General features: G+C 63.7%; 22 protein-coding genes. 16 read left to right on the top strand and 6 right to left on the bottom strand.

All coding sequences use genetic code 11. The annotated features are described in order from the left end of the window. Window positions 1-109: 109 nt before the first annotated feature. Window positions 110-397 carry a DUF6566 family protein gene (locus NCS02_RS26105; RefSeq protein WP_175981646.1) on the bottom strand — a complete coding sequence of 96 codons (288 nt, stop codon included), beginning with the start codon at window positions 395-397 and terminating at the stop codon, window positions 110-112. A gap of 145 nt (window positions 398-542) precedes the next feature. Here NCS02_RS26105 and NCS02_RS26100 point away from each other — a divergent pair, with 145 nt between their 5' ends. The 11 genes from NCS02_RS26100 to NCS02_RS26050 all read left to right on the top strand — a co-directional run bounded on the left by NCS02_RS26100 (window position 543) and on the right by NCS02_RS26050 (window position 11,718). Next, window positions 543-1,385, top strand: a complete 843-nt coding sequence (locus tag NCS02_RS26100; protein ID WP_008346682.1) for a formate/nitrite transporter family protein — start codon at window positions 543-545, stop codon at window positions 1,383-1,385. 205 nt (window positions 1,386-1,590) lie between these two features. Continuing rightward, window positions 1,591-3,423: an allophanate hydrolase gene (atzF, locus tag NCS02_RS26095; RefSeq protein WP_250479185.1), complete on the top strand. Its 1,833-nt coding sequence runs from the start codon at window positions 1,591-1,593 to the stop codon at window positions 3,421-3,423. Continuing rightward, window positions 3,420-4,517, top strand: a complete 1,098-nt coding sequence (locus tag NCS02_RS26090) for a BMP family ABC transporter substrate-binding protein (RefSeq protein ID WP_008346678.1) — start codon at window positions 3,420-3,422, stop codon at window positions 4,515-4,517. The genes atzF and NCS02_RS26090 overlap by 4 nt, the downstream gene beginning before the upstream one ends. 22 nt (window positions 4,518-4,539) lie before the next feature. Next, complete coding sequence (locus NCS02_RS26085; RefSeq protein WP_250520051.1) at window positions 4,540-5,655, top strand: ABC transporter permease; 1,116 nt, start codon at window positions 4,540-4,542, stop codon at window positions 5,653-5,655. Next, the gene (locus NCS02_RS26080; protein WP_008346674.1) at window positions 5,648-6,574 is read left to right on the top strand and encodes an ABC transporter permease; all 927 of its coding nucleotides are present in this window, start codon (window positions 5,648-5,650) and stop codon (window positions 6,572-6,574) included. Before NCS02_RS26085 ends, NCS02_RS26080 begins: the two co-directional genes overlap by 8 nt. Window positions 6,575-6,599: 25 nt before the next feature. Then, window positions 6,600-7,292 carry a biuret amidohydrolase gene (gene biuH / locus NCS02_RS26075; protein ID WP_008346673.1) on the top strand — a complete coding sequence of 231 codons (693 nt, stop codon included), beginning with the start codon at window positions 6,600-6,602 and terminating at the stop codon, window positions 7,290-7,292. A 2-nt stretch (window positions 7,293-7,294) separates the two neighbouring features. After that, window positions 7,295-8,890: an ABC transporter ATP-binding protein gene (locus tag NCS02_RS26070; protein WP_250479183.1), complete on the top strand. Its 1,596-nt coding sequence runs from the start codon at window positions 7,295-7,297 to the stop codon at window positions 8,888-8,890. Window positions 8,891-8,904: 14 nt separating this feature from the next. Beyond that, window positions 8,905-9,903 (top strand): formamidase, encoded by a 999-nt coding sequence (locus NCS02_RS26065; RefSeq protein ID WP_250479182.1) that lies wholly within the window; start codon window positions 8,905-8,907, stop codon window positions 9,901-9,903. A gap of 4 nt (window positions 9,904-9,907) precedes the next feature. Further along, complete coding sequence (locus tag NCS02_RS26060) at window positions 9,908-10,567, top strand: cysteine hydrolase family protein (RefSeq protein ID WP_033535797.1); 660 nt, start codon at window positions 9,908-9,910, stop codon at window positions 10,565-10,567. After that, window positions 10,567-10,965 (top strand): oxalurate catabolism protein HpxZ, encoded by a 399-nt coding sequence (gene hpxZ / locus NCS02_RS26055; protein ID WP_250441454.1) that lies wholly within the window; start codon window positions 10,567-10,569, stop codon window positions 10,963-10,965. The genes NCS02_RS26060 and hpxZ overlap by 1 nt, the downstream gene beginning before the upstream one ends. A gap of 57 nt (window positions 10,966-11,022) precedes the next feature. After that, window positions 11,023-11,718, top strand: coding sequence for a GntR family transcriptional regulator (locus NCS02_RS26050; RefSeq protein ID WP_008346667.1), 696 nt, complete (start codon window positions 11,023-11,025; stop codon window positions 11,716-11,718). Window positions 11,719-11,791: 73 nt separating this feature from the next. Here NCS02_RS26050 and NCS02_RS26045 read toward each other — a convergent pair whose 3' ends face one another. The 4 genes from NCS02_RS26045 to NCS02_RS26030 all read right to left on the bottom strand — a co-directional run bounded on the left by NCS02_RS26045 (window position 11,792) and on the right by NCS02_RS26030 (window position 14,954). Beyond that, window positions 11,792-12,646, bottom strand: coding sequence for a YsnF/AvaK domain-containing protein (locus tag NCS02_RS26045; RefSeq protein WP_008346666.1), 855 nt, complete (start codon window positions 12,644-12,646; stop codon window positions 11,792-11,794). A gap of 89 nt (window positions 12,647-12,735) precedes the next feature. Then, window positions 12,736-13,197: a YsnF/AvaK domain-containing protein gene (locus NCS02_RS26040; RefSeq protein WP_250437262.1), complete on the bottom strand. Its 462-nt coding sequence runs from the start codon at window positions 13,195-13,197 to the stop codon at window positions 12,736-12,738. A 44-nt stretch (window positions 13,198-13,241) separates the two neighbouring features. After that, window positions 13,242-13,970, bottom strand: coding sequence for a YrzE family protein (locus NCS02_RS26035; protein WP_250523351.1), 729 nt, complete (start codon window positions 13,968-13,970; stop codon window positions 13,242-13,244). Window positions 13,971-14,231: 261 nt separating this feature from the next. Continuing rightward, the gene (locus tag NCS02_RS26030; protein ID WP_250479181.1) at window positions 14,232-14,954 is read right to left on the bottom strand and encodes a sulfite exporter TauE/SafE family protein; all 723 of its coding nucleotides are present in this window, start codon (window positions 14,952-14,954) and stop codon (window positions 14,232-14,234) included. Window positions 14,955-15,175: 221 nt separating this feature from the next. Here NCS02_RS26030 and NCS02_RS26025 point away from each other — a divergent pair, with 221 nt between their 5' ends. Beyond that, a complete protein-coding gene (locus tag NCS02_RS26025; RefSeq protein WP_008346662.1) occupies window positions 15,176-16,843 on the top strand; it encodes a Na/Pi cotransporter family protein in 1,668 nt (555 codons plus the stop codon). 6 nt (window positions 16,844-16,849) lie between these two features. Here NCS02_RS26025 and NCS02_RS26020 read toward each other — a convergent pair whose 3' ends face one another. Then, window positions 16,850-17,629 carry a DeoR/GlpR family DNA-binding transcription regulator gene (locus NCS02_RS26020; RefSeq protein WP_008346661.1) on the bottom strand — a complete coding sequence of 260 codons (780 nt, stop codon included), beginning with the start codon at window positions 17,627-17,629 and terminating at the stop codon, window positions 16,850-16,852. Between the two features lie 182 nt (window positions 17,630-17,811). On the opposite strand from NCS02_RS26020, the gene NCS02_RS26015 reads away from it, so the two are divergent. Genes NCS02_RS26015 through NCS02_RS26000 form a run of 4 tightly spaced genes read left to right on the top strand, consistent with a single transcriptional unit; the run spans window position 17,812 to window position 21,799 of the window. After that, entirely contained in the window at window positions 17,812-18,930 is a 1,119-nt protein-coding gene (locus NCS02_RS26015; RefSeq protein ID WP_175981664.1) for an ABC transporter substrate-binding protein, read from the top strand. 16 nt (window positions 18,931-18,946) lie between these two features. Beyond that, a complete protein-coding gene (locus NCS02_RS26010; protein WP_175981666.1) occupies window positions 18,947-19,885 on the top strand; it encodes an ABC transporter permease in 939 nt (312 codons plus the stop codon). 32 nt (window positions 19,886-19,917) lie between these two features. Next, entirely contained in the window at window positions 19,918-20,709 is a 792-nt protein-coding gene (locus NCS02_RS26005) for an ABC transporter permease (RefSeq protein ID WP_008346658.1), read from the top strand. Between the two features lie 19 nt (window positions 20,710-20,728). Next, on the top strand, window positions 20,729-21,799 hold the full coding sequence (locus NCS02_RS26000; protein ID WP_008346656.1) for an ABC transporter ATP-binding protein: 1,071 nt from the start codon (window positions 20,729-20,731) through the stop codon (window positions 21,797-21,799). Window positions 21,800-21,812: the final 13 nt, after the last annotated feature.

Below are 21,812 nucleotides of genomic sequence, written 5' to 3'. Positions count from 1 at the left end.
AGCCCGATTGCTTGCGGATGACGGATAAGCTCGCCGAGCAATCGAAGGGCCACACGCGCGACGATCGCGGGTCGCGCTCGAAGCAGGCACGTCGCCGCCGCGATTCAGATCATTTGTCCTGGACGCCGGGCTTCGCCGGATGGCCGATTGCGCCGCCGGTGTGCTGATTGTCGTGGCCGGCGAGATATCGATCGATCAGCCGGCGCGCCTGTTCGACGCCGCCGCGCAGCGCTTCCGCGCTCGTCAGCCAGTTGGGTTCGACCGTCTCGACTTGAGGCAGAGCCACCGGCCGTCCGTTGCGGGTGACGCGCAGCTCGGGTGTCCAGTCGCCGGTTGGCGTTTGTTTCGTCGATACCTCGACGTCGTAGCCGCCAAGGGAAAAGGTCTCGGTTTTCATCGTCGGTCTTGTAGCGGTTGGATCGGTTGTTTCGGGTGAACGAGGTCGCAGCAGCAGGCCCTATGCCCGACAGGCATCGAATCTGCTGTAAGCACGCATCGCATCGTGCACGACGCACGCAGCAGCGGCCTCAGGAGAAGAGTCAATGTCCGAATCGCAAGCAGGCGCCGAGTCGCCCCACCTCGACCACGATCAGCGCGAGCAAGCCGCGGATCATTCGACGCCGCATGCGCTCGTCATCCACGAAATCGTGCGCGAAGAGGGCGAAACCGCGATGGAGCGCACGGCCTCGGCGCTCATATGGTCCGGGCTCGCGGCGGGTCTTTCGATGGGTTTCTCCTTTCTCGTTCAGGCGATCTTGCAAAGCGAGCTGCCTGCATCCAAATCGCAGCATCTGATTGCAAGCCTGGGATATACGATCGGCTTCGTGTTCGTCATCCTCGGGCGTCAGCAGCTTTTCACCGAGAGCACGCTGACAGCGGTGCTGCCCGTGCTCACGCGGCGTGACTTGCGCACAGTGGGTAAAACGCTGCGCCTATGGTCGATCGTGTTGTTGTCCAATCTCGTCGGAACGGCCGTATTCGCCGCGCTTCTGCAGTTCAAGGACGTGTTCGATCCCGACGTCAACGCGGCGCTCGCGGAGGTCGCGCGTGCGCCTTTCAGCGCCGGCTTCGGCGTCACACTGGTACGCGCCGTCTTCGCCGGCTGGCTGATCGCGCTGATGGTCTGGCTCTTGCCGAGCGCGCGGTCCGCGCGCCTGCTCACCATCCTGCTCGTGACTTACACCGTCGGCGTGAGCAAGCTGACGCACGTCATCGCCAGTTCGGCCGAGGCCGCGTATGCCGTGATGACGCACGCCGCGAGCATCGGCGATTACTTCGGCGTGTTCCTGCTGCCGACGCTTCTCGGGAACATGATCGGCGGGATATCGATGGTCGCGATCGTCAACCATGCGGCCATCGCGCCGGAAATCGGCGACACGCAGTAGCGCGGACTCTGTCGGCCCGGAGCCGTGGACCGCTGCACCGTCAGCGGGATTTATCGCACACGGCTGGGTCATTGCTGAACCGGCGTGGATCACGCCCGGTCGCCGCAAGTCGCGACGCTGATGCCAAATCGTTGATTTAACGGCGGAATCTGTCACTGGCACGGACAGTGCATTGTGCGTTCAACTTGTATTCAAGATTGAACTCATGAACGCGACCGCATCTGCCGACGATCACGCACCGCTCACCGTTCGCGCACTTCTCGATGCGTACGCGCGCGGCGATACCGACCCGCAGCGAATCGCCGTAGCGACGCTTGCTCGCATCGAAGCGAGTGATCGCCCGGAAGCATGGACGCTCGTCGTTCCGGCAGCGGATCTGCAAACGACGGCAGCGTCGCTTGCACGCGAGCTCGCCGAAGCCGGACCCGCGATCTTCGAGCGCAAGCCTTTATTCGGCGTGCCGTTCGCAGTGAAGGACAACATCGACATTGCGGGCTTGCCGACGACCGCCGCATGTCCGGCGTTCGCCTATACGCCCGGCGAAACGGCGTTCGCCGTGCAGCGCTTAATCGATGCGGGCGCGATGCTCATCGGCAAGACGAATCTCGATCAGTTCGCGACCGGGCTCGTCGGCACGCGCTCGCCGCATGGCGCCGTGCGACACGTTAGTCATCCGGAATATGTGTCGGGCGGATCGAGTTCCGGTTCGGCGGTGACGGTGGCGCAGGGCATCGTCGCGTTTTCGCTCGGCACCGATACCGCCGGTTCGGGCCGCGTGCCGGCGGGTTTCAACGGCATCGTCGGATTGAAGCCGTCGCTGGGGCTCGTCAGCAAGCGCGGGGTCGTGCCCGCGTGCAAGAGTCTCGATACGCTATCGATCTTCGCGCACGACGTCGCCGATGCCTGGATCGTGCTGCAGCAGATGGCCACTTTCGATGCGCTCGACGGTTATTCGCGCCGTGTCGCAGCGCTCGGCTTGCTGCCGGATGCGCCGCGCGTCGCAATTCCCGACACGCTGGAATTCTTCGGCGACACGCACGCGGCCGACGCCTTCGCGGCGACGCTGGATCGTCTGCAACTCGAACCCGCGACGTTTCCCTTCGCGCCGATGCAACGCGCGGCCGCGTTGCTGTACGACGGTCCGTGGGTCGCGGAACGCCGCGCGGCGCTGGGCGATTTCTTCGTCACGAACCGCGATGACATCGATCCGACCGTAGCGAAAGTGATCGGCAAGGCCGACGCATTCTCCGCCGCCGACGCATTCAACGCGCAATACGAACTCACGCTGCTGAAGCGTGAGGCGGAAGCGTTGTTCGAAACGTTCGACATCCTGATCGTTCCCACGACGCCGACGCATCCGACCATCGCGCAAGTGCAGGCGAACCCGGTCGAAGTGAACAGCCGTCTCGGCGTCTATACGAACTTCGTCAATCTGCTCGACCTGTGCGCGCTCGCCGTGCCGGGACCGCCGCGCGCCGACGGCTTGCCCGCGGGCATCACGCTCATCGGGCCAGCGGGCGCGGATCGGAGACTCGCGGCATTGGGCGCGAAGATTCAGGCACTTTCCGATGCCAGCATCGATCCGCTGCCGATCCAGGAGCCAAGCATCGAGCTCGCCGTAGTCGGCGCACATCTGCGCGGCATGCCGCTCGAATGGCAGATGAAGCAGGCGGGCGCGCGGTTCATCGAAGAAACGATGACGTCGCCGCACTACACGCTCTACGCATTAGCCGATACGCAGCCGCCGAAGCCCGGACTCGTGCGCACCGAGAACGAGGGTGCCGCGATCGCCATCGAGATATGGGAGATGCCTATGCGGACCTTCGGCGCATTCGTCGCGGCGATTCCCGCGCCGCTCGGTATCGGCACGGTCACGACCGCCGATGGCCGCATCGTCAAAGGCTTCATCTGCGAACCGGCCGCCGTCGCGCCGGACAGCGGCGCACGCGACATCACTTCCTTCGGCGGCTGGCGCGCGTATCGGCACAGCCTCGTCTCTTCATCCAGCGATCAACTCAAACAGGAAGCTACATCATGACCAATCGCCGCCAGTTCATCCAAGGCGCGGGCGCGCTCGCGCTCGGCAGCGCGCTGCCCTTCGATCTCGCCTTCGGCGCAAGCAATCTCACCGTCGGCGTGATCTATGTCGGCGCGAAGGGCGATTACGGCTATAACCAGGCGCAGGCTCAGGCCGCCGCGATCATCAAGAAGATGCCGGGCGTGAAGGTGGTCGAGGAAGAGAACGTGCCCGAGACCGTGGCCGTGCAAAAGACGATGGAAGCGATGATCGAACAGGACGGCGCGACGCTCATCTTCGCGACTTCGTTCGGCTATTTCGATCCGCACGTGCTGAAGATGGCCGCGAAGTATCCGAAGGTCCGCTTCGCGCATTGCGGCGGTTTGTGGAAGCAGGGCAATCCGCCGAATATCGCGAGCTACTTCGGCTATATCGATGAATGTCAGTACCTCAACGGCGTCGTCGCGGGACACGTGAGCAAGAGCAAGAAGCTCGGTTTCGTCGCCGCCAAGCCGATTCCACAAGTGCTGCGCAATATCAATGCATTCACGCTCGGCGCGCAATCGGTGGATCCGTCTATCACCACGCACGTCATCTTCACCGGCGACTGGTCGATGCCGGTCAAGGAAGCCGAAGCGGCCAACAGTCTCGTCGATCAGGGATGCGATGTGCTGACCTGTCACGTCGACGGTCCGAAGGTCGTCATCGAAACGGCGGAGAAGCGCGGCGCGATGAGTTGCGGCTATCACGCGAGTCAGGCCGCGCTTGCGCCGAAGGGTTATCTGACGGGCGCGGAATGGGACTGGGCGACGCCTTTCAAGGAACTCGTCACGGATGCGCAGACCAGCAAGCCGCAGCCCAACATTCTGCGCGGCGGCCTGAAGGAAGGCTTCGTGAAGATGTCGCCCTACGGCGCGAAAGTCACGGCCGATGCGAAGTCCAATGCCGACGCCATCAAGACGAAGATGGCCGCGGGCGATTACGTGATCTTCAAAGGCCCGATGAAGGACAACAAGGGCGGCAGTGCCATCGCATCGGGCACGGCTTACGCGCAGACGGATATCAAGCTGGAAAGCATGAACTATCTCGTCGCGGGCGTCGTCGGGCAGATCTGATTCATTCCTTCGCGGAGCCGGCATGCGTTCCTATCCTCTGTTACCGCGCGTGGCGCTGGGCGCGTTGCCCGCTTTGCCGACGTTGTGCGCGCTCATCGGCACGCTGGTGCTGTTCTCGCTATTCCTGCTCGTGCAGGGCCAGCCCGCCGACGATGCGCTCGTGCTGATCGCGCAAGGCGCATTCGGCTCGTCGTTCGCGTGGCAGAGCACGTTGCTGCGCGCCGCGCCGCTGATGTTCACCGCGTTGTGCGTCGCGCTGCCTGCGCAGGTCGGGCTGATCGTGATCGGTGGCGAAGGCGCGCTCGCGCTCGGCGGACTCGCATCGGCGGTCGTGGCGACGGTCGTGCCTGCCGCGATGCCGTGGTTCGTCGTCGCTCCGTTGATGGCGCTCGCCGGCATGATCGCGGGCGGGGTGTGGATCGGCGCGGTCGGCGCAATGCGGCAACTGCGCGGCGTCAACGAGACGATCAGCAGTCTGTTGATGTCGTATATCGCGATTGCATTGTTCAAGCATCTCGTCGAGGGACCGTTGCGCGATCCCGCGAGTCTCAACAAGCCTTCGACGCCGCCCGTTCCCGATGCCTTCTCGATCGGTTCGTTGCCGGGTCTCGATGTGCATTGGGGCTTGTTCTGGGGGGCGCTCGCGTGCGTCGCGGCATGGGTCTTCGTGCGCCACAGCACCAAAGGCTTCGCGATGCGCATCGCGGGCGGCAACAACCATGCGGCGAAGCTCGTCGGGCTGCCGGTGAACAAGCTCGCGATCGCGGCCTGCGCGATGGGCGGCGCGGCGGCCGGTCTCGCGGGCATGTTCGAAGTCGCGGCGGTGCAGGGCAGCGCGAACGCATCGCTGCTGGCGGGTTACGGCTATGCGGGGATTCTCGTGGCGTTCGCGGCGCGTCAGAACCCGTTGGCGATCATTCTGTGCGCGGTGCTCGTCGGCGGTATCGAAGCGAGCGGTTCGCTTCTGCAACGCCGCCTGGGTCTGCCCGATGCCACCACGCTCGTCCTGCAAGGTCTGCTCTTTGCCAACCTGCTCGCGTGGGAAGCGATGGGCGGTCGTCTCGCGGCCTGGCGCATCAGGCTGCAGGCAATGACCGTCGCGCGCTCGTCGGTTCGACTGGAGGGCACTCATGTTTGATGCACATTCACCCGTCGCGGTGCTGCTGCTGTCGTTGTTCGCGGGCGCCATCCGCGTGAGCACGCCTTATTTGTTCGTGAGCATCGGCGAATGTCTGACGGAGAAGGGCGGGCGCGTCAATCTCGGCCTCGAAGGCATTCTCGTATCCGGTGCGATGACCGGTTATGCGGCCGCGTATCTGTCCGGCTCGCCGTGGCTCGGCGTGCTCGCGGCCGGCTGCGCGGGGTTGCTGCTCGGCTGCCTGCACGGTCTCGTGTGCTCGTTGCCGCGCGTGTCGGACATCGCGTTCGGCATCGCGCTGATGCTGGTCGGCACCGGCCTCGCGTTCTATCTCGGCAAGCCGTTCATCGAGCCGCAAGCGCCGATGTTGTCATCGATCGATCTCGGTGCTTGGGCTTCGTCGCCGCAGTTGCATAACGCGTTGCATGTCAATCCGCTCTTCATCATCGGCGTCGCGCTGGCGTTCGCGTTGCAATGGGGCTTGCGACATACGCGTTGGGGCATGGCTTTGCGTCTCGTCGGCGAGAACGCGGAAAGCGCCCGCGCGATGGGTTATCCGATCACGCGCGTTCGCATTCTCGCGACGACGGTCGGCGGCTTCTTCGCGGGCGTAGGCGGCGCGTATCTGTCGCTGGTGTATCCGGGAAGCTGGAACGAAGGCTTGTCGAGCGGACAAGGCCTGATGGCCGTCGCGCTCGTCATCTTCGCGCGCTGGCAGCCGTTGCGATGCCTGTGGGCCGCGCTGATCTTCGGCGCAGCGGGCGCGCTCGGACCCGCGTTGCAGGCCATCGGCGTGACGAGCGGTTACTACCTTTTCAATGCGGCGCCTTACGTCCTCACCCTCGTCATCATGATCGTCAATTGCCGTCCCGACCGCACGCTCGCGGGTGCGCCCGGCGAACTGAGTCTCACGCGTTGAACCCTATTTTCATGGAGTCGAACACATGAGCCGCTTCATCGAAGCACGTCCCTATCCGTGGCCCTACGACGGCAATCTGCGGCCGGAGAACACCGCGCTCGTCATCATCGACATGCAGACGGACTTTTGCGGCATCGGCGGCTATGTCGACAAGATGGGCTATGACCTGTCGATGACGCGCGCGCCCATCGAACCGATCAGGAACGTGCTCACGCTGATGCGCGAGCAAGGCTTCACGATCATTCATACGCGCGAAGGGCACCGGCCCGATCTGTCGGATTTGCCCGCCAACAAGCGATGGAGAAGCCGTCGCGCGGGCACGAACGGCATCGGCATCGGCGATGAAGGACCCTGCGGCAAGATACTCGTGCGCGGCGAACCGGGCTGGGAAATCATCGATGAACTGAAGCCGATCGAAGGCGAGATCGTCATCGACAAGCCAGGCAAAGGCTCGTTCTGCGCAACGGACCTCGAAATGGTATTGCGCACGCGCGGCATCGTGAATCTGGTGCTCACGGGCATCACGACCGATGTCTGCGTTCACACGACGATGCGCGAAGCGAACGATCGCGGCTTCGAATGCACCATTCTCGCGGATTGTTGCGGCGCGACCGATCAGGGCAATCACGACGCCGCGCTCAACATGGTGCTGATGCAGGGCGGCGTATTCGGCACGGTGTCGGATTCGAAGGCTTTGCTCGCGACGCTGGGACGCTGACCATGAACGCACCGACCAAAGCGATGAGCGTGGAAGTGCTCGGCGCGACGAAGCGTTTCGGCGCTTTCACCGCGCTCGACGACGTGACGCTCAAAGTGCGCGCGGGCACCGTGCATGCGCTGCTCGGCGAAAACGGCGCGGGCAAGAGTACGCTCGTGAAAGGGCTCGTCGGTTATGGCGTGCTCGATCACGGCGAGATCATCGCGGATGCGCGGCAGGTGAGAATCGCGTCGCCGCGCGATGCACAGGCGCTCGGCATCGGCATGGTGTATCAGCATTTCACGCTGGCGGCGGGCTTGTCGGTCGAAGAGAATTTGCTGCTCGCGCGCGGGCGATTGCCGTGGAAGATCGACTGGCCGAAGGAACGTGCCGCGCTCGATGCATTTATGCGTTCGATGCCTTTTCGTCTGCCTCTCGATGCGCCCGTCGCCGGTCTCGCCGCAGGAGAAAAGCAGAAGCTCGAGATTCTGAAACAGCTTTATTTGCAGCAGCGTTTCCTCATTCTCGATGAACCCACGTCCGTGCTCACGCCGCAGGAAGCAGACGAAGTGCTCGGCCTGATGCGCGATCTCGCCACGCGCGGCGAGCTGACCGTGTTGATGATCACGCACAAGTTCCGTGAAGTGATGGCGTATGCCGACGACGTCACGGTGTTACGCAAGGGCAAGCTCGTCGGGACGAGCGCGGTCGCGGATACGAGCCGCGACAAGCTCGCCGCGTGGATGATGGGCGGTGAATCCGCGAAGCAGGACGATCCCGAACTCGCCGGAATGCAGCCCGAACGCAAGCCGCTCGATGCGGCTTCGCCCGTGCGTCTCGCGCTGTCCAGTCTCAACGTCGTCGATGATCGTGGACATCGGGCGGTGCGCGATGTTTCGCTCAGCGTGAAGTCGGGCGAGATACTCGGCATCGCGGGCGTATCGGGCAACGGGCAGAAGGAACTGATCGAAGCGCTCGTCGGCCAGCGCCGCGTGCAAAGCGGTGAAATGCGCATGCATGGCGAGCCATACCGCGCGACGCGTGAAGAGATGACGCGGTTGCGCGTATTTGCGCTCCCCGAAGAACCGCTGCGCAATGCGTGCGTCGCGAACATGAGCATCGCGGACAACCTCGCCTTGCGCGACTTCGACCGTGCGCCGATGAAGCGTCACGGCTGGCGTCTCGATCGCCGTGCGATGCGCGAACGCGCCGAACGTCTCATCGCCGAATTCAACGTCAAACCGCCGGTGCCGGCGCGCGCCATCGGCACGTTGTCGGGCGGCAACGTGCAGCGCGCCGTGCTCGCGCGCGAGCTCGGGCAAGCGGTGGATGTGCTGATCGTCGCGAATCCCGTATTCGGACTCGACTTCGCATCGGTCGCCGACATCCACGCGCGCATTCTCGCCGCACGCGATGCAGGCGCCGCAGTGCTGCTCGTCAGCGAAGACCTCGATGAACTGCTGGAACTGGCGGATCGCATCGCGGTGATCGCGGAAGGGCGGCTGGTACACGAAACGGCTGCGAGCGGCGCGGATCGCGTCGCGTTGGGAAGACACATGGCGGGTCATGTCGAAAGCGCCACGCGCGCTGCGTCAGAGCCGCTCGCCGTTCACGCATAAAGGAGCAAGGAAGAATGAGTTCGAGCGGTCTCGGTGGATTGAACAAGTCGCCGCAAGGCATCGTCGTGGGTCTCGTGCAGTTGCAGAATCCGGCTGTCGCCACCCCGGAGCAACTGGCCGCGCAGACACGGCGCATCGTCGAACTGATCGGCAAGGCGCGCCGCAACAATCCGGTGATGGATCTGGTCGTGTTTCCCGAATACATGCTGCACGGCCTGTCGATGGATACGAACGATGCCATCATGTGCTCGCTCGACGGTCCCGAAGTGGCCGCGTTCAAGGCGGCGTGCATCGAGCATCGCATCTGGGGATGCTTCTCCATCATGGAGCGCAATCCAGGCGGCAATCCCTATAACAGCGGGATCATCATCGACGATCGGGGCGAGGTGCGACTCTACTATCGCAAGATGCATCCGTGGGTGCCGGTCGAGCCGTGGGAGCCGGGCAATCTCGGCGTGCCGGTGTGCATCGGGCCGAAGGGCGCGAAGCTCTCGCTCATCATCTGTCATGACGGCATGTTTCCGGAGATGGCGCGCGAAGCCGCTTACAAGGGCGCGGAAATCATCTTGCGCACGGCGGGCTATACCGCGCCCATTCGCCATGCCTGGCAAATCACCAATCAGTCGAACGCATTCCAGAATCTCGCGCAGACCGCGAGCGTGTGTCTGTGCGGCAGCGACGGCACGTTCGACTCGATGGGCGAAGGCATGTTCTGCGATTTCGACGGCAGGGTGTTGGTCGATGGCAGTCATCGCCCAGATGAGATCATCACCTGTGAAATGCGCCCCGATCTCGTGCGCGAAGCCCGCATTCACTGGGGCGTCGAAAACAACATCTATCAGTTCGGACATCGCGGCTATGTCGCCGTGAAGGGCGGCGCGCAGGATTGTCCGTACACGTTCATGCAGGACATGGTGCGTGGCGAATATCGTCTGCCGTGGGAGGACGAAGTCGTCGTGAAAGACGGGACGTCATGCGGTTTTTCGAAACCCGAACGCCGATACGAGGGCTGACGCCATGCCTACCCTGACCCGCGCCCGGCCGTCTCCGTTCACGTTCGATGTAGCGCATACGGCGTTGATCGTCATCGACATGCAGCGCGACTTCGTGGAGCCGGGCGGCTTCGGCGAAGCGCTCGGCAACGATGTGTCGCTGCTGACGTCGATCGTGCCGACCGTCGCGCAACTGATCGAACATGCGCGCGATCGCGGCTGGCTCGTCGTGCATACGCGCGAATCGCACGCGCCCGATCTCTCCGATTGTCCGGATGCGAAGCGGCTGCGCGGCGCGCCACGAGCGCGCATCGGCGATATGGGACCGATGGGCCGCATTCTCGTTCGCGGCGAACCGGGCAACGCCATCGTCGATGCGGTCGCGCCCATTACGGGCGAGATCGTCATCGACAAGCCCGGCAAAGGCGCCTTTTACGCAACGCGCCTCGGCGAAGAGCTCGCGCGATGCGGCATCACGCATCTCGTGTTCGCAGGCGTCACGACCGAAGTATGCGTGCAGACGAGCATGCGCGAAGCGAACGATCGCGGCTACGAATGCGTGCTGATAGAAGACGCGACGGCGAGCTACATACCGTCGTTCAAGACTGCGACCATCGAGATGATTCGCTCGCAGGGCGGCATCGTCGGATGGACGGCCACGCTCGCCGATGTGCTGGAGAATTGATGGAACTGAATCGTCCGGAAACGGTGGCTGAAGTCGAGCGCGCGTTCATCGCCTATGAGAAGGCGCTCGTCGATAACGATGTGGCTACCATGAACGCGCTCTTCTGGCACGCGCCGGAAACGGTACGATACGGCATCGCCGAAGTGCAGCATGGCGGCGATGAAATTCGCCGCTGGCGCGAGACGTGCGCGCCGGTGCCGCGTTCGCGGCGTTTGCATCGAACGGTGGTGACGACTTTCGGTACGGATTACGCTTCGGTCAGCACCGAGTTCACGAGCGATGCCACGCCTTTGCTCGGACGTCAGATGCAGACGTGGGCGCGCATCGGCCATGCATCGAATGCGTTCGCGGGGTGGACCATCGTCGCGGCGCACGTGAGCCTGATCGAAACGCCCTGAAGAGGCATTACACGGAGACATCGAATCAACTCGCCCAAACTCACGGAGCGCAGTGCCGTGCGCGCCATTCAGAGCGCCAATCCGCTTGCCGAGCAGGTTTATCAGCAGTTGAAGCAGGACATCTTCAGCTTTCGCCTGTTTCCCGGCGACCGCTTCTCGGAGACCGACATCGCGCAATACTACGGGGTGTCGCGTACGCCGATGCGCGACGCGCTGTTCCGCCTGCTGCGCGAAGGCTATCTCGAAGTCGGTTTCAGGCGTGGCTGGAAGGTGTCGGAGATCAACTTCGCGCAGCTCGATCAGTTGTATGACTTGCGGATCGTGCTGGAGACCGCATCGCTCGACAAACTCGCGAGCAGCGCGCCACCGCATCCGGAAGTGGATGCGCTCAAGTCGGTGTGGTGCGTTTCGCCCGATGCGCAGGAAAGCGATCCCGTCGCGATGTTTCGCCTGGACGAGGACTTTCACCGCGGACTCGTGCGCGCAAGCGGCAACGGCGAGATGCTGCGCGTGCATAACGAAGTGACGGAGCGCATCCGCATCGTGCGGCGGCTGGATTTCTTGAAGCCGCATCGCACTAGCGCAACTTACGACGAGCACGCGAAAATGCTGCGCTTCATCGATCGCGGCAAGTGCGGCGAAGCGGCGATGCTGCTGCGCGCGCATATCACGCAAAGCAAGCTGGAAGTGCGCAAGATCACCGTTTCCATGCTGACGGAAGCGCGCGACCGCAAGCTGCCTTTCGTCGACTGAGCGAACGGGAATGTAGCGGACGCAGACGTGCGGAATCAGCCGCTCCGCAGGGAGCGGCCGTTCTCACTACGCGTTACAGCGGCGTCTTTTTCGCCGGCGGAACCGCGCCGTCGGCTACGTCCCGGTTGCCCGCCGTCCGCTCGACTTCCACTTCGGTACCGCGCACCGTGTCGTGAATGGTTTCGGTGCGGTTCGTTTCTTCCTTGCCGACGACCACTTCCTCGACCACGCGCGCCGTCTTCGCCACGACGGGCTGCTCGGCCGTTTCCCTGATCTCGACGAAGCCTTCCTTCAGATCCGCCACCGTCGCCGGACGATCCACCGGCCGACGCTCGATGTTCGCGTGTTCTTCACGCAGATTCACCGATTCGCTCACCGGCGTTTCGGTCACCCGCGAATAGACGCGCACGCCGCCCGTCTGCACTTCGCGCTTGCCGACTTCGACGGATTCCTTCACGACGGGAAAGGCCTGCCGTTCAGCGGCGATCTCATCGGCCGTATAAGCCGGCGCATTGCGGTCATAGCCGCTATAGCCCGTGCTGCGCCATTGCTCGACGCGCGTGTCGATGTCGATGGCGCCGGCTGCATAGAGCGCGTCGCGCACGCGTTCGATCGACGATTCGTCGATCACATCCACCGTCAACAGCGCGCCGCCGCGACGGACCGCTTCGTGATAGTGGCCGATTTCCTCGGGCTGATCGTGATCGCCGAACAGGTTCTTGAAGAAGTGCTCGATGCGCGCCATCGCGCCTTCGTGATGCTCGCCGGCGGGACGGTCGGTGGCATCGCCGGACACGGACGTGGACGCGCTCATATCGTTCGCATGCACGTTCATATTCGTGCGGGCGACGCCTTCCGTTTCGAGGCGCGTCTGAGCAAGTTCCGCGTCCTGAAGCGTATTGAATACACCGATGATGGTCTGGCTCATTGCATTATCTCCGTGAGAGTGATTCGGGTATCGAGAGGTGCGCCGGTCCATATGCGCAACGGCCGTTCCCGCCTCGGGTGCGGGTGAATCTAGCCGGCATCCGGATCGGGCTTCCACTTGCCGCTCGTGCCTTCGCGGCGTTCGACCACCAATTCTTCGGAGTTCAGAAGAACCTGGTGGACGACGTCCTGTTGCGTCTCTCGTGTCGTCACATGCACCTCTTCTTTCAACGTGAGCTGCATGCGAACGACTGGCACGTATTCGTACACAGGAATGATGAGCGTGTCGCCTTCGCGACGCGGCTCGGCACGTTCCTCGACCGGACGATTCACGGCCACGCGCCTGACTTCCACCTTTTCGGCGCTCAGGCGCATGCTGACCGGCTGCATCTCTTCATGCACCACCTTGCGAACGCGCACGGCGCCGGTCTCCGTCCGCTTCACGTCGACGGACAATTCCTCCTGCACGGCGGAAAGCCGGAGCGCGTCGGACGTGCCGGACGAGTCCGCGTTCGTCGCGTTCGGGGTCGTGGGCTTGTCATCGGCGCTCATCGGCGTCTCCGTTGAAGCGTGGTCAGGTCGTCGGCCGGGCGCGCTCAAAGGCGGGCGCCTGCCTGCACGGTGCGATTGCGAGGGGCCGCGTTCTTGCGATCCAGCGCGGAGCCGCCGCCTTCCTCGACCGGCGGCTGATGACGAAAGCCCGCGCCGCCCGAAACGATCGCGATGATCGCGCCGACGACGAGCGCCGCGAACGAGAACCAGCTTGCGCGAGCGACGCCACGCGCGGCGGTGTCGGCGGCCTGGCGCGCGTTCTGTTCGGCATCCGGAGAGGATGCAGCCGACGCCGCCGATGCCATCGCCGCCTGCACTTGCTGCTTCGCGGAGTCGATGAGCTGATTGTTCCCGCCCGCCTGATTCGCGGCGGTCGCGCCGGCTTGTGCGCCGACTTGCGCGGTGGTTGCGACGATGCTGCCGGCCGTGCTCACCGCGCCCGTAATCAGCGAGGTCATGCCGAACACGACGAGCAGCGTCATCACCGCCCATGACAGCAGACCGTGGAGCCATCCGAGGACGGGCGCGCAGCGTCCGGCGTAATAGGAGCCGACGAAAACCGCGAGCACGGTCGTGACGAATACCCATACGCCCGAGCCGAAACCGAAGCCGTGCAACGTATCGGGCTTCGACAACGGCGACAGGAGCGATGCGCCGATCGCCGTGCCGAGCACGCTCATGATGAGATAGACGATCATCGAAAGGATGACGCCCGCAATGATCGAACCCCACGACAGGCGCGGCAGGCCTTCTTGAGTAGTAAGCAGTTTCATGATGTCTCCAGGAAGAGTTGCGGCGTCGATGCGCGCGGCACTGATGCGCAAGCGCTGTGCCGCGCGCAAGTTTTGAATCGGCGCGTGAATGCGAGTGATTCAGACGCCGTCTGATCGATGGATCCGCCTGCTCGGGGCGTCACTTCGCGGCGGGAGGGAAGCGTGCGTCAGTGGAGCAGAGCACGAGAGACGTATGACTTGCGGGAATGCGATGGGATTTGCATCGGGCGCAGGCGCTGGTTCACCGCGACGCACTTCACTTCAGCGGACTGCGGCCCATAGCAATGACACACCCGACGACACCATCAGCGCATCGACGATGAACCGGAAGGTGTTAGCGGACATGCGCGCGACGATCCCGCGCGCGCAAAACGTGCCTGCCATGATCGCCGCGCCGGTAATCAACCCTTGAGCGACCACCTGAGCGGGCAGGGCGCCGAACTGCTGAAAGGCCGCGACTTTCGCTCCGTAGACGATCAGCGAACCGGTAGCTTCGGTCGCGAGAAACGCGCCCTTCACAAGGCCGTAGTTCATGAAAACCGGCACGGTGATCGGTCCGGTCGAAACGACGATGCCCGTCAGGAAGCCGACCGGTGCGCCAATCAGCGCGAGCTGGAAGAGCGAAAGGCGCATGGCCCGGCGGGCGAGCCATCGGCGCGTGGGCACCATCGCGATAAAGAAGAGACCAAGCGCGAGCTCGACCGCGTGCGGCGGGAGCGCAAGCAGCGTGTGAACCCCTAATATCGCGCCGGGCGCGGCTGTCGCGCCATAGGCAATGGAAGCTTTCCAGTCGATCTCGCGCCACCAGGACAGGACCTTGCCGAGATTGCCCATTATCGCGGCGATGGCCATGATCGGAACGGCCTGCTGCGGGCCGTAGATGGGCACGAGCACGGGCATCAACAGCATCGACGAGCCGGTGCCGATCACGCCGCTCAAAACACCCGCCATCCAACCCACGCTCAATACGATCAGGTATCCCATCGAGGTCTCCATGCGCCAGCGCCGATTCTAGCTGCGGACGCGAAACCCGCGAGACGCTGGTTTCAAGCGGATGCGCGAGTTGCGGCATGCACGCAACGCCGCATTGCATGGAAGATTGACTTCACTCAATTGCCGTGGGAACTGTGTAACACTATTGTCACAATCCAATTTTCGACAGCCTGGCGTCAGCGTCACGTCCATTCAAAGGAAATCGATTCGCCGTGCTGGTTCTTCTCAATCTGCTCTCTGGCGTCGCCCTCCTGGTTTGGGGCTCACATATCGTCCGCACCGGCATTCTCCGCGTGCTCGGCGCCGATCTCCGCGCCATTCTGGGCCGTAGCACCGGCAGCAAGACGCGCGCATTTCTGGCCGGCATCGGCGTGACGAGCCTCGTGCAGAGTAGCAACGCCACAGCCGTCATCATTACATCGTTCGCCGCGCAGGGACTAGTGCCGCTCGCGGCCGGGCTAACGGTTCTGCTCGGCGCGGATGTCGGCACCGCGTTGATGGCGCGAGTGCTGACGCTCGACCTGTCATGGCTTTCGCCGATCCTGATCCTGTTCGGCGTGCCGCTTTTCCTGACCCGCAAGCAGACGCGGGCGGGGCAGGTGGGCCGAACCATCATCGGACTCGGATTGATTCTGCTGGCGCTGCATCTCATCGTCGAAGCGGCTCAGCCGATGATGCAGGGCGCCGGCGTCAGGGTCATGTTCGGCGCGCTCACAGGCGACACGATGCTCGACGCGCTCGTGGGCGCGGGCTTCGCGATGCTCTCGTATTCGAGCCTCGCCGCAGTCCTGTTGACGGCGACACTGGCGTCGTCGGGCGTCATCTCGCTGAAGGTCGCCTTGTGCCTCGTCGTCGGCGCGAATCTGGGCAGCGGGCTCCTGGCGCTCTTGAACGCGCTGCCGCAGAACGCGGCAGCACGGCGTCTTTCCGCTGGCAGCTTCGCATTCAAACTGGCCGGCGCGATCATCATTCTGCCTTTCGCATCGCTGCTCGCACGCGGATTGCCGGTTCTGATCGCCAATCCGCGCGAAGCCGTAGTCGGTTTCCATGTTATCTACAACACCGTGCGCTGCTGCGCGTGTCTCGCCCTCGTCGAACGGGTCGCTGCGATCAGCCGGCGTTTGCTGCCGGATCGCACGGTCGCGACCGGCGAGTTGCGCCCGCTGTACCTGGATCCGGCAGGCCTCGTGACGCCGAGCCTCGCGCTGGCGAATGCTTCGCGTGAAGTGCTTCGCATCGGCGACATCGTGCGCGTCATGCTCGATAACGTCGCCGATCTGCTGAGACGCAACGATCTCGCCGTCGCCCGCGAAACCATGCGCATGGACGACGACGTCGACCAGCTCTACGCGGAAGTGAAAAGCTATCTGACGCTGATCTCCCGCGAGCAGCTCGACGAGGCGGAAAGCCGTCGCTGGACGGACATCATTTCGCTGACGATCAATCTCGAGCATGCGGGAGACATCATCGAGCGAATCGTCAGTGATATCGAAGAGAAGAAAATCTCGCAACGGCTCGCGTTCTCGGAACAGGGCCTGGGCGAACTCGACGATCTGCATGCGCGGCTCATCAGTAACCTGCGGCTCGGATTGTCGGTGTTTCTCAACAACGATCTGCGATGCGCCGAGCAGTTGCTGGCCGAGAAGGAACGCTTTCGCGATCTGGAGCGCGCCTACTCGCACAAGCATCTGGACCGGCTGGCGGGACAAAGCTCGCGCAGCGTGGAAACCAGCGCGCTGCACCTGGATCTCATCGGCAATATGAAACGGCTGAACTCGCTCTTCTGTTCGACGGCGTATCCCGTGCTCGATGCGGCGGGCGCGCTGCATGACACGCGTCTGCGCAAGCGCTCGCTCGACACGCTGCACGTCAAGGAATGACGCAGCTCACGCAAGCACCAGGTCGCCCACTGTCTTCTTGAGCGCGCGCAAATCCGCGGCCTCGCCGGACTTGCGATCGGTCACGAGAACGTCGATGTCGCGAGGCGCGCAAAACGTGATGCGGCTGCGCTGGCCGATCTTGCTGTGATCGGCGAGGATCGCGACGCGGTCCGCATTCTCGACCATCGCCCGGGCAATCTCGGCTTCTGCACGATCGAAGTTGCTCGCCCCGTGCCGCTGATCGATGCCGACAGGCGAGAGCATCGCCAGATCGGCGCGGTATCGCCGGATGTCGAGCACGGTCGTCGCGCCCGTCGTGGCCGCCGCGCGCTCGCTGAGCATGCCGCCGAGCAGGATGACCTCGTTCATCGCGCGCACGCGCTCATGCGGTCCCGATGTGCCGCGCAACCGCAGCGCGACATCGACCGAATTCGTGACGATGGTGAGATTGGCGAGCTTCGCAAGCTCGTCCGCGAGGATGGCGGTCGTGGTTCCGGCATCGACGAATACGGTTTGCCCGGCGTGAACGATGCCGATTGCCGCCCGCGCGATGGCCGACTTCGCGCGCACGTTCGCGCGGGCGCGTTCGGCGATGGGCGCCTCGTCGCTCGACGGGACGGCGCCGCCATGCACGCGCCGTAGCGCACCCGCCTGCTCCAGATCGAGCAAGTCGCGGCGCACCGTTTCGCGCGACACGGAAAGCTCCGCCATGATCCTCTCGTTCGAGACACGGCCGAGCATCGACAGGAGCGCGCGTATGCGCTGATGACGGTCTTTCTGCCACATAGGGAATGCTCGATGGTGGAAGCAACAATGAGAATTGCGCTGGCACGCTGTTGTTCAGCTTACATCCGTCATAAGCGAAAGTTGTACTTTTTTGGCAGCTTGCAAATTTGAGGATTTGAAACTAGCCTGCATCAGCAATCGGCGGTTCTCTTCAACGCACTACCTTCCTTTCGGGAACAGCGATGACGATGAAGCGTATCTGGGCGGGCCGTCTTCTTTCGATCTCCACGGCAGCGGGACTCGCGGCGGGCGGCATCGACGCCGCATCGGCCGCGCCATCCGAGGCGCTCGTGGCCGCCGCGAAGCAGGAAGGGCAGTTGACCACGATCGCGTTGCCGCACGACTGGTGCGGATACGGCGCGCTGATCGACACGTTCCAGAAGAAGTACGGCATCCACGTCAACGAGCTGAATCCGGATGCGGGCTCGGGCGACGAGATCGAAGCGATCAAGGCCAACAAGGGCAACAAGGGTCCGCAAGCGCCGGATGTGATCGATGTCGGCCTGTCGTTCGGTCCGTCCGCGAAGAAGGAAGGCTTGTTGCAGCCTTACAAGGTGTCGACGTGGGATTCGATCCCGGCTGCGTCGAAGGATGCGGAAGGCTACTGGTACGGCGACTACTACGGCGTGCTCGCGTTCGAAGTCAACGCGGACATGATCGACAAGCCGCCGTCCGATTGGGGCGATCTGCTCAAATCCGACTATCGCAACGCGGTCTCGCTCGCGGGCGACCCGCGTTCGGCCAATCAGGCGATTCAGGCTGTCCATGCGGCGGGCCTTTCGCAGACGAAGGGTGACGCGTCGAAGGCCGACCAGGCGGGCCTCAAGTTCTTCGCCGATTTGAACAAGAGCGGCAACTTCGTGCCGGTGATCGGCAAGGCCGCGTCGCTCGCGCAGGGGACGACGCCGATCATCGTGCGTTGGGATTACAATGCGCTTGCCGATCGCGACACGCTCAAAGGCAATCCGAAAGTGCAGGTGATCGTGCCGAAGACGGGTGTCGTCGCGGGCGTCTATGTGCAGGCGATCAGCGCCTACGCACCGCATCCGAACGCCGCGAAATTGTGGATGGAATTCCTTTACTCCGACGAAGGGCAACTCGGCTGGCTGGCCGGATACTGCCATCCGATGCGCTATAACGAGCTGGTCGCGCAGAAGAAAGTGCCGCAGGCGCTGCTTGCCAAACTGCCGCCGGCATCGGCTTACAGCAACGCCGTGTTCCCGACGCTCGAACAGCAAAACGCCACGAAGGACGCCGTCACCAAAGGCTGGGATCAGGTCGTCGGCGCGAACGTGAAGTAGCCGCGAGTTCGCCGGAATGAGCGCATCTCCGCAGCCAGGCGCTTCGGGCCCGGATCTGCTGACGCCGGCCGCGCCCGCGCCGCAGTCCGGCCCCGCCCGCGCGAGCCGCGGCGCGGGCTGGCTCACGTATGCGGGCGTCGCGCCATTCTTTGCGTTCGCGCTGCTGTTTCTGTTGTTGCCCACCGCCTTTCTGATGATCGGCGCGTTTCAGGATGCGCAGGGACGCTTCACGCTGGCGAATCTTCGCGAACTGTTTCAGCCCGCCGTGCTCGATGCCTACTGGATCAGCGTGAAGGTGAGCGTGGCATCCGCCGCCGGCGGGACGCTGTTCGGCGCGTTGCTCGCCTGGGCAGCGGTGCATGGCCGGCTGCCGGCGTGGATCCGTCCGACGCTCATGACGTTCTCGGGCGTCGCGTCCAACTTCGCGGGCGTGCCGCTCGCGTTCGCATTCATCTGCACGTTGGGACGCGTGGGCCTCGTCACGGTGCTGGCGCGCAAATACCTCGGCGTCAATCTGTATTCCACCGGCTTCAGCATCCTCAGCTTCGTCGGGCTGACCATTACCTACCTGTACTTCCAGATTCCGTTGATGGTCCTCATCATCACGCCCGCGCTCGACGGTCTCAAACGCGAGTGGCGCGAAGCGTGCGACTGTCTCGGCGGCACGGCCGCGCAGTACTGGCGATACGTCGGTTTGCCGGTTCTGTGGCCGAGCGTGCTCGGCGCGGCGCTGCTGCTCTTCGCCAACGCGTTCGGCGCAGTGGCCACGGCGTATGCGCTGACGGGCAGCTCGCTCAACATCGTGCCGATTCTGCTGTATGCGCAGATTCGCGGCGACGTGCTGCATAACCAGAACCTCGGCTATGCGCTCGCGCTCGGCATGATCGTGGTCACCGGCTTGTCGAACGGCGGCTACATCTGGTTGCGCGCGAGGGCCGAAAGGGGACGCGCATGAAGACGCACATGAAGACGCGCATGAAGACGCGCATGAAGACGCAATCGCGCGCGGGCGCCTGGATCGCGATGATCGTCGGCACGATGTATTTTGTGATTCCGCTCGCCGCCACCTTCGAATTCAGCCTGCGGATGCGCCGCGACGCTTACAGCTTCGACGCGTATCGCGTCGTTCTCGGCGATCCGCGTTTTCAGGCTTCGTTCGGCTACTCGGTGCTCATGGGCCTGCTCACCATCGTGATCGGCGTGCTGCTCGTCGTGCCGACCGCGTACTGGGTGCAATTGCGTCTGCCGAAGCTGCGGCCCGTCGTAGAGTTCATCACTTTGCTGCCGCTCGTGATACCGGCCATCGTGATCGTGTTCGGTTATCTGCGCATCTATAACAGCAGTTCCATCCTGCCGCTCACCAGCAACGAGCGCGCGACCGATCTGCTGCTCGTCTTCGGCTACGTCACGCTGTCGTTACCGTACATGTACCGCGCCGTCGATGCGGGCATGCGCGCCGTCGACGTCCGCTCGCTGACCGAAGCCGCCGAATGTCTCGGCGCCGGCTGGACGACGATCCTTTTCCGCGTGATCTTTCCCAACGTGCGCTCGGGCATTCTGTCCGGCGCGTTCCTGACGTTCGCCGTCGTGATCGGCGAATTCACGATCGCGAGCCTGCTGGACCGTCCGGCGTTCGGACCTTATCTGCAACTGATCGGCGCGAATCGCGCATACGAGCCCTCGGCGCTGGCGATCATCGCGTTCGTCGTCACATGGGCATCGATGGGCCTGATCCAGGTGTTCGGATCGGCGCGCGCACTGGCCGGCCATAAAACCTGAGCCGACGAGGCCGCGACTTATGCCATTTCTCGAAATCGACGATCTTCACAAAACGTTCGGGCCGAACGTCGCGCTGCATCGGTTCGACATGACGATCGAGCAGGGCGAATTCATCACGTTTCTCGGTCCGTCGGGTTGCGGCAAGACGACGGTGCTGCGCATGATCGCCGGATTCGAAACGCCCACGCGCGGCACGATCCGTCTGAATGGACGCAACGTCACGCACATGCGTACGCGCGACCGCGCCGTCGGCATGGTGTTTCAGGCCTATGCGCTTTTCCCGAACATGACGGTGGCGCAGAACATCGGCTTCGCGTTGAAGGTCGCGAAGCGTTCGCAGAAGGAGATCGACGCGCGCGTCGCCGAGATGCTCGAACTCATCAAGCTGCCGCAACTCGCCGCGCGTTATCCGTGGCAATTGTCGGGCGGACAGCAACAGCGCGTGGCGCTGGCGCGCGCGCTCGCGAGCAAGCCGCAGGTGCTGTTGCTCGACGAACCGCTGTCCGCGCTCGACGCGAAAATCCGCGTGTCATTACGCGAGGACATTCGGGCGCTGCAGCGCGAGCTCGGCATTACATCGATTTTCGTCACGCACGATCAGGAAGAGGCGTTGTCGATCTCCGACCGCATCGTCGTGATGAACGACGGGCGCGTGGAACAGATCGGCTCGCCGCTCGACATCTACAATTTTCCGCGCACGCGCTTCGTCGCATCGTTCGTCGGGACGCTGAACATTCTCGCCGGGCGCGTGATCGATCCCGGAAGCGGGCGCATCGCGGTCGATGGTCAGGAGCTCGTGACGTCGCGCCCACTGCCGCCGGATGATGCCGGCAAGGAACGATTGCTGGCGCTGCGCCCCGAAGCGATCATCCTGGAGCCGCCGTCGAACGGACGGAATTCGCTCGCGGCCACCGTCGAGCAGATCAGCTTTCTCGGCGCCGTGGTGCGCATTCGTGCGCGGGTCAGCAACGCGGTCGTATCGCTCGATGTCTTCAACGATCCCAACAGGACCCTGCCGGAGCGCGGGCAGCCGGTAGCGCTCGGGTTTTCTCACGACAACCTTCTCGTGCTCGATGAAAATGCGCGCTAGCTTTGCAATGCGA

The organism is Caballeronia sp. NCF2, from assembly GCF_023631205.1.
In the GTDB taxonomy this organism is placed as follows: Bacteria; Pseudomonadota; Gammaproteobacteria; order Burkholderiales; family Burkholderiaceae; genus Caballeronia; species Caballeronia zhejiangensis.
The sequence above is the reverse complement of the archived record's forward strand: the minus strand, read 5'-3'. Positions and strand labels throughout refer to the sequence as shown.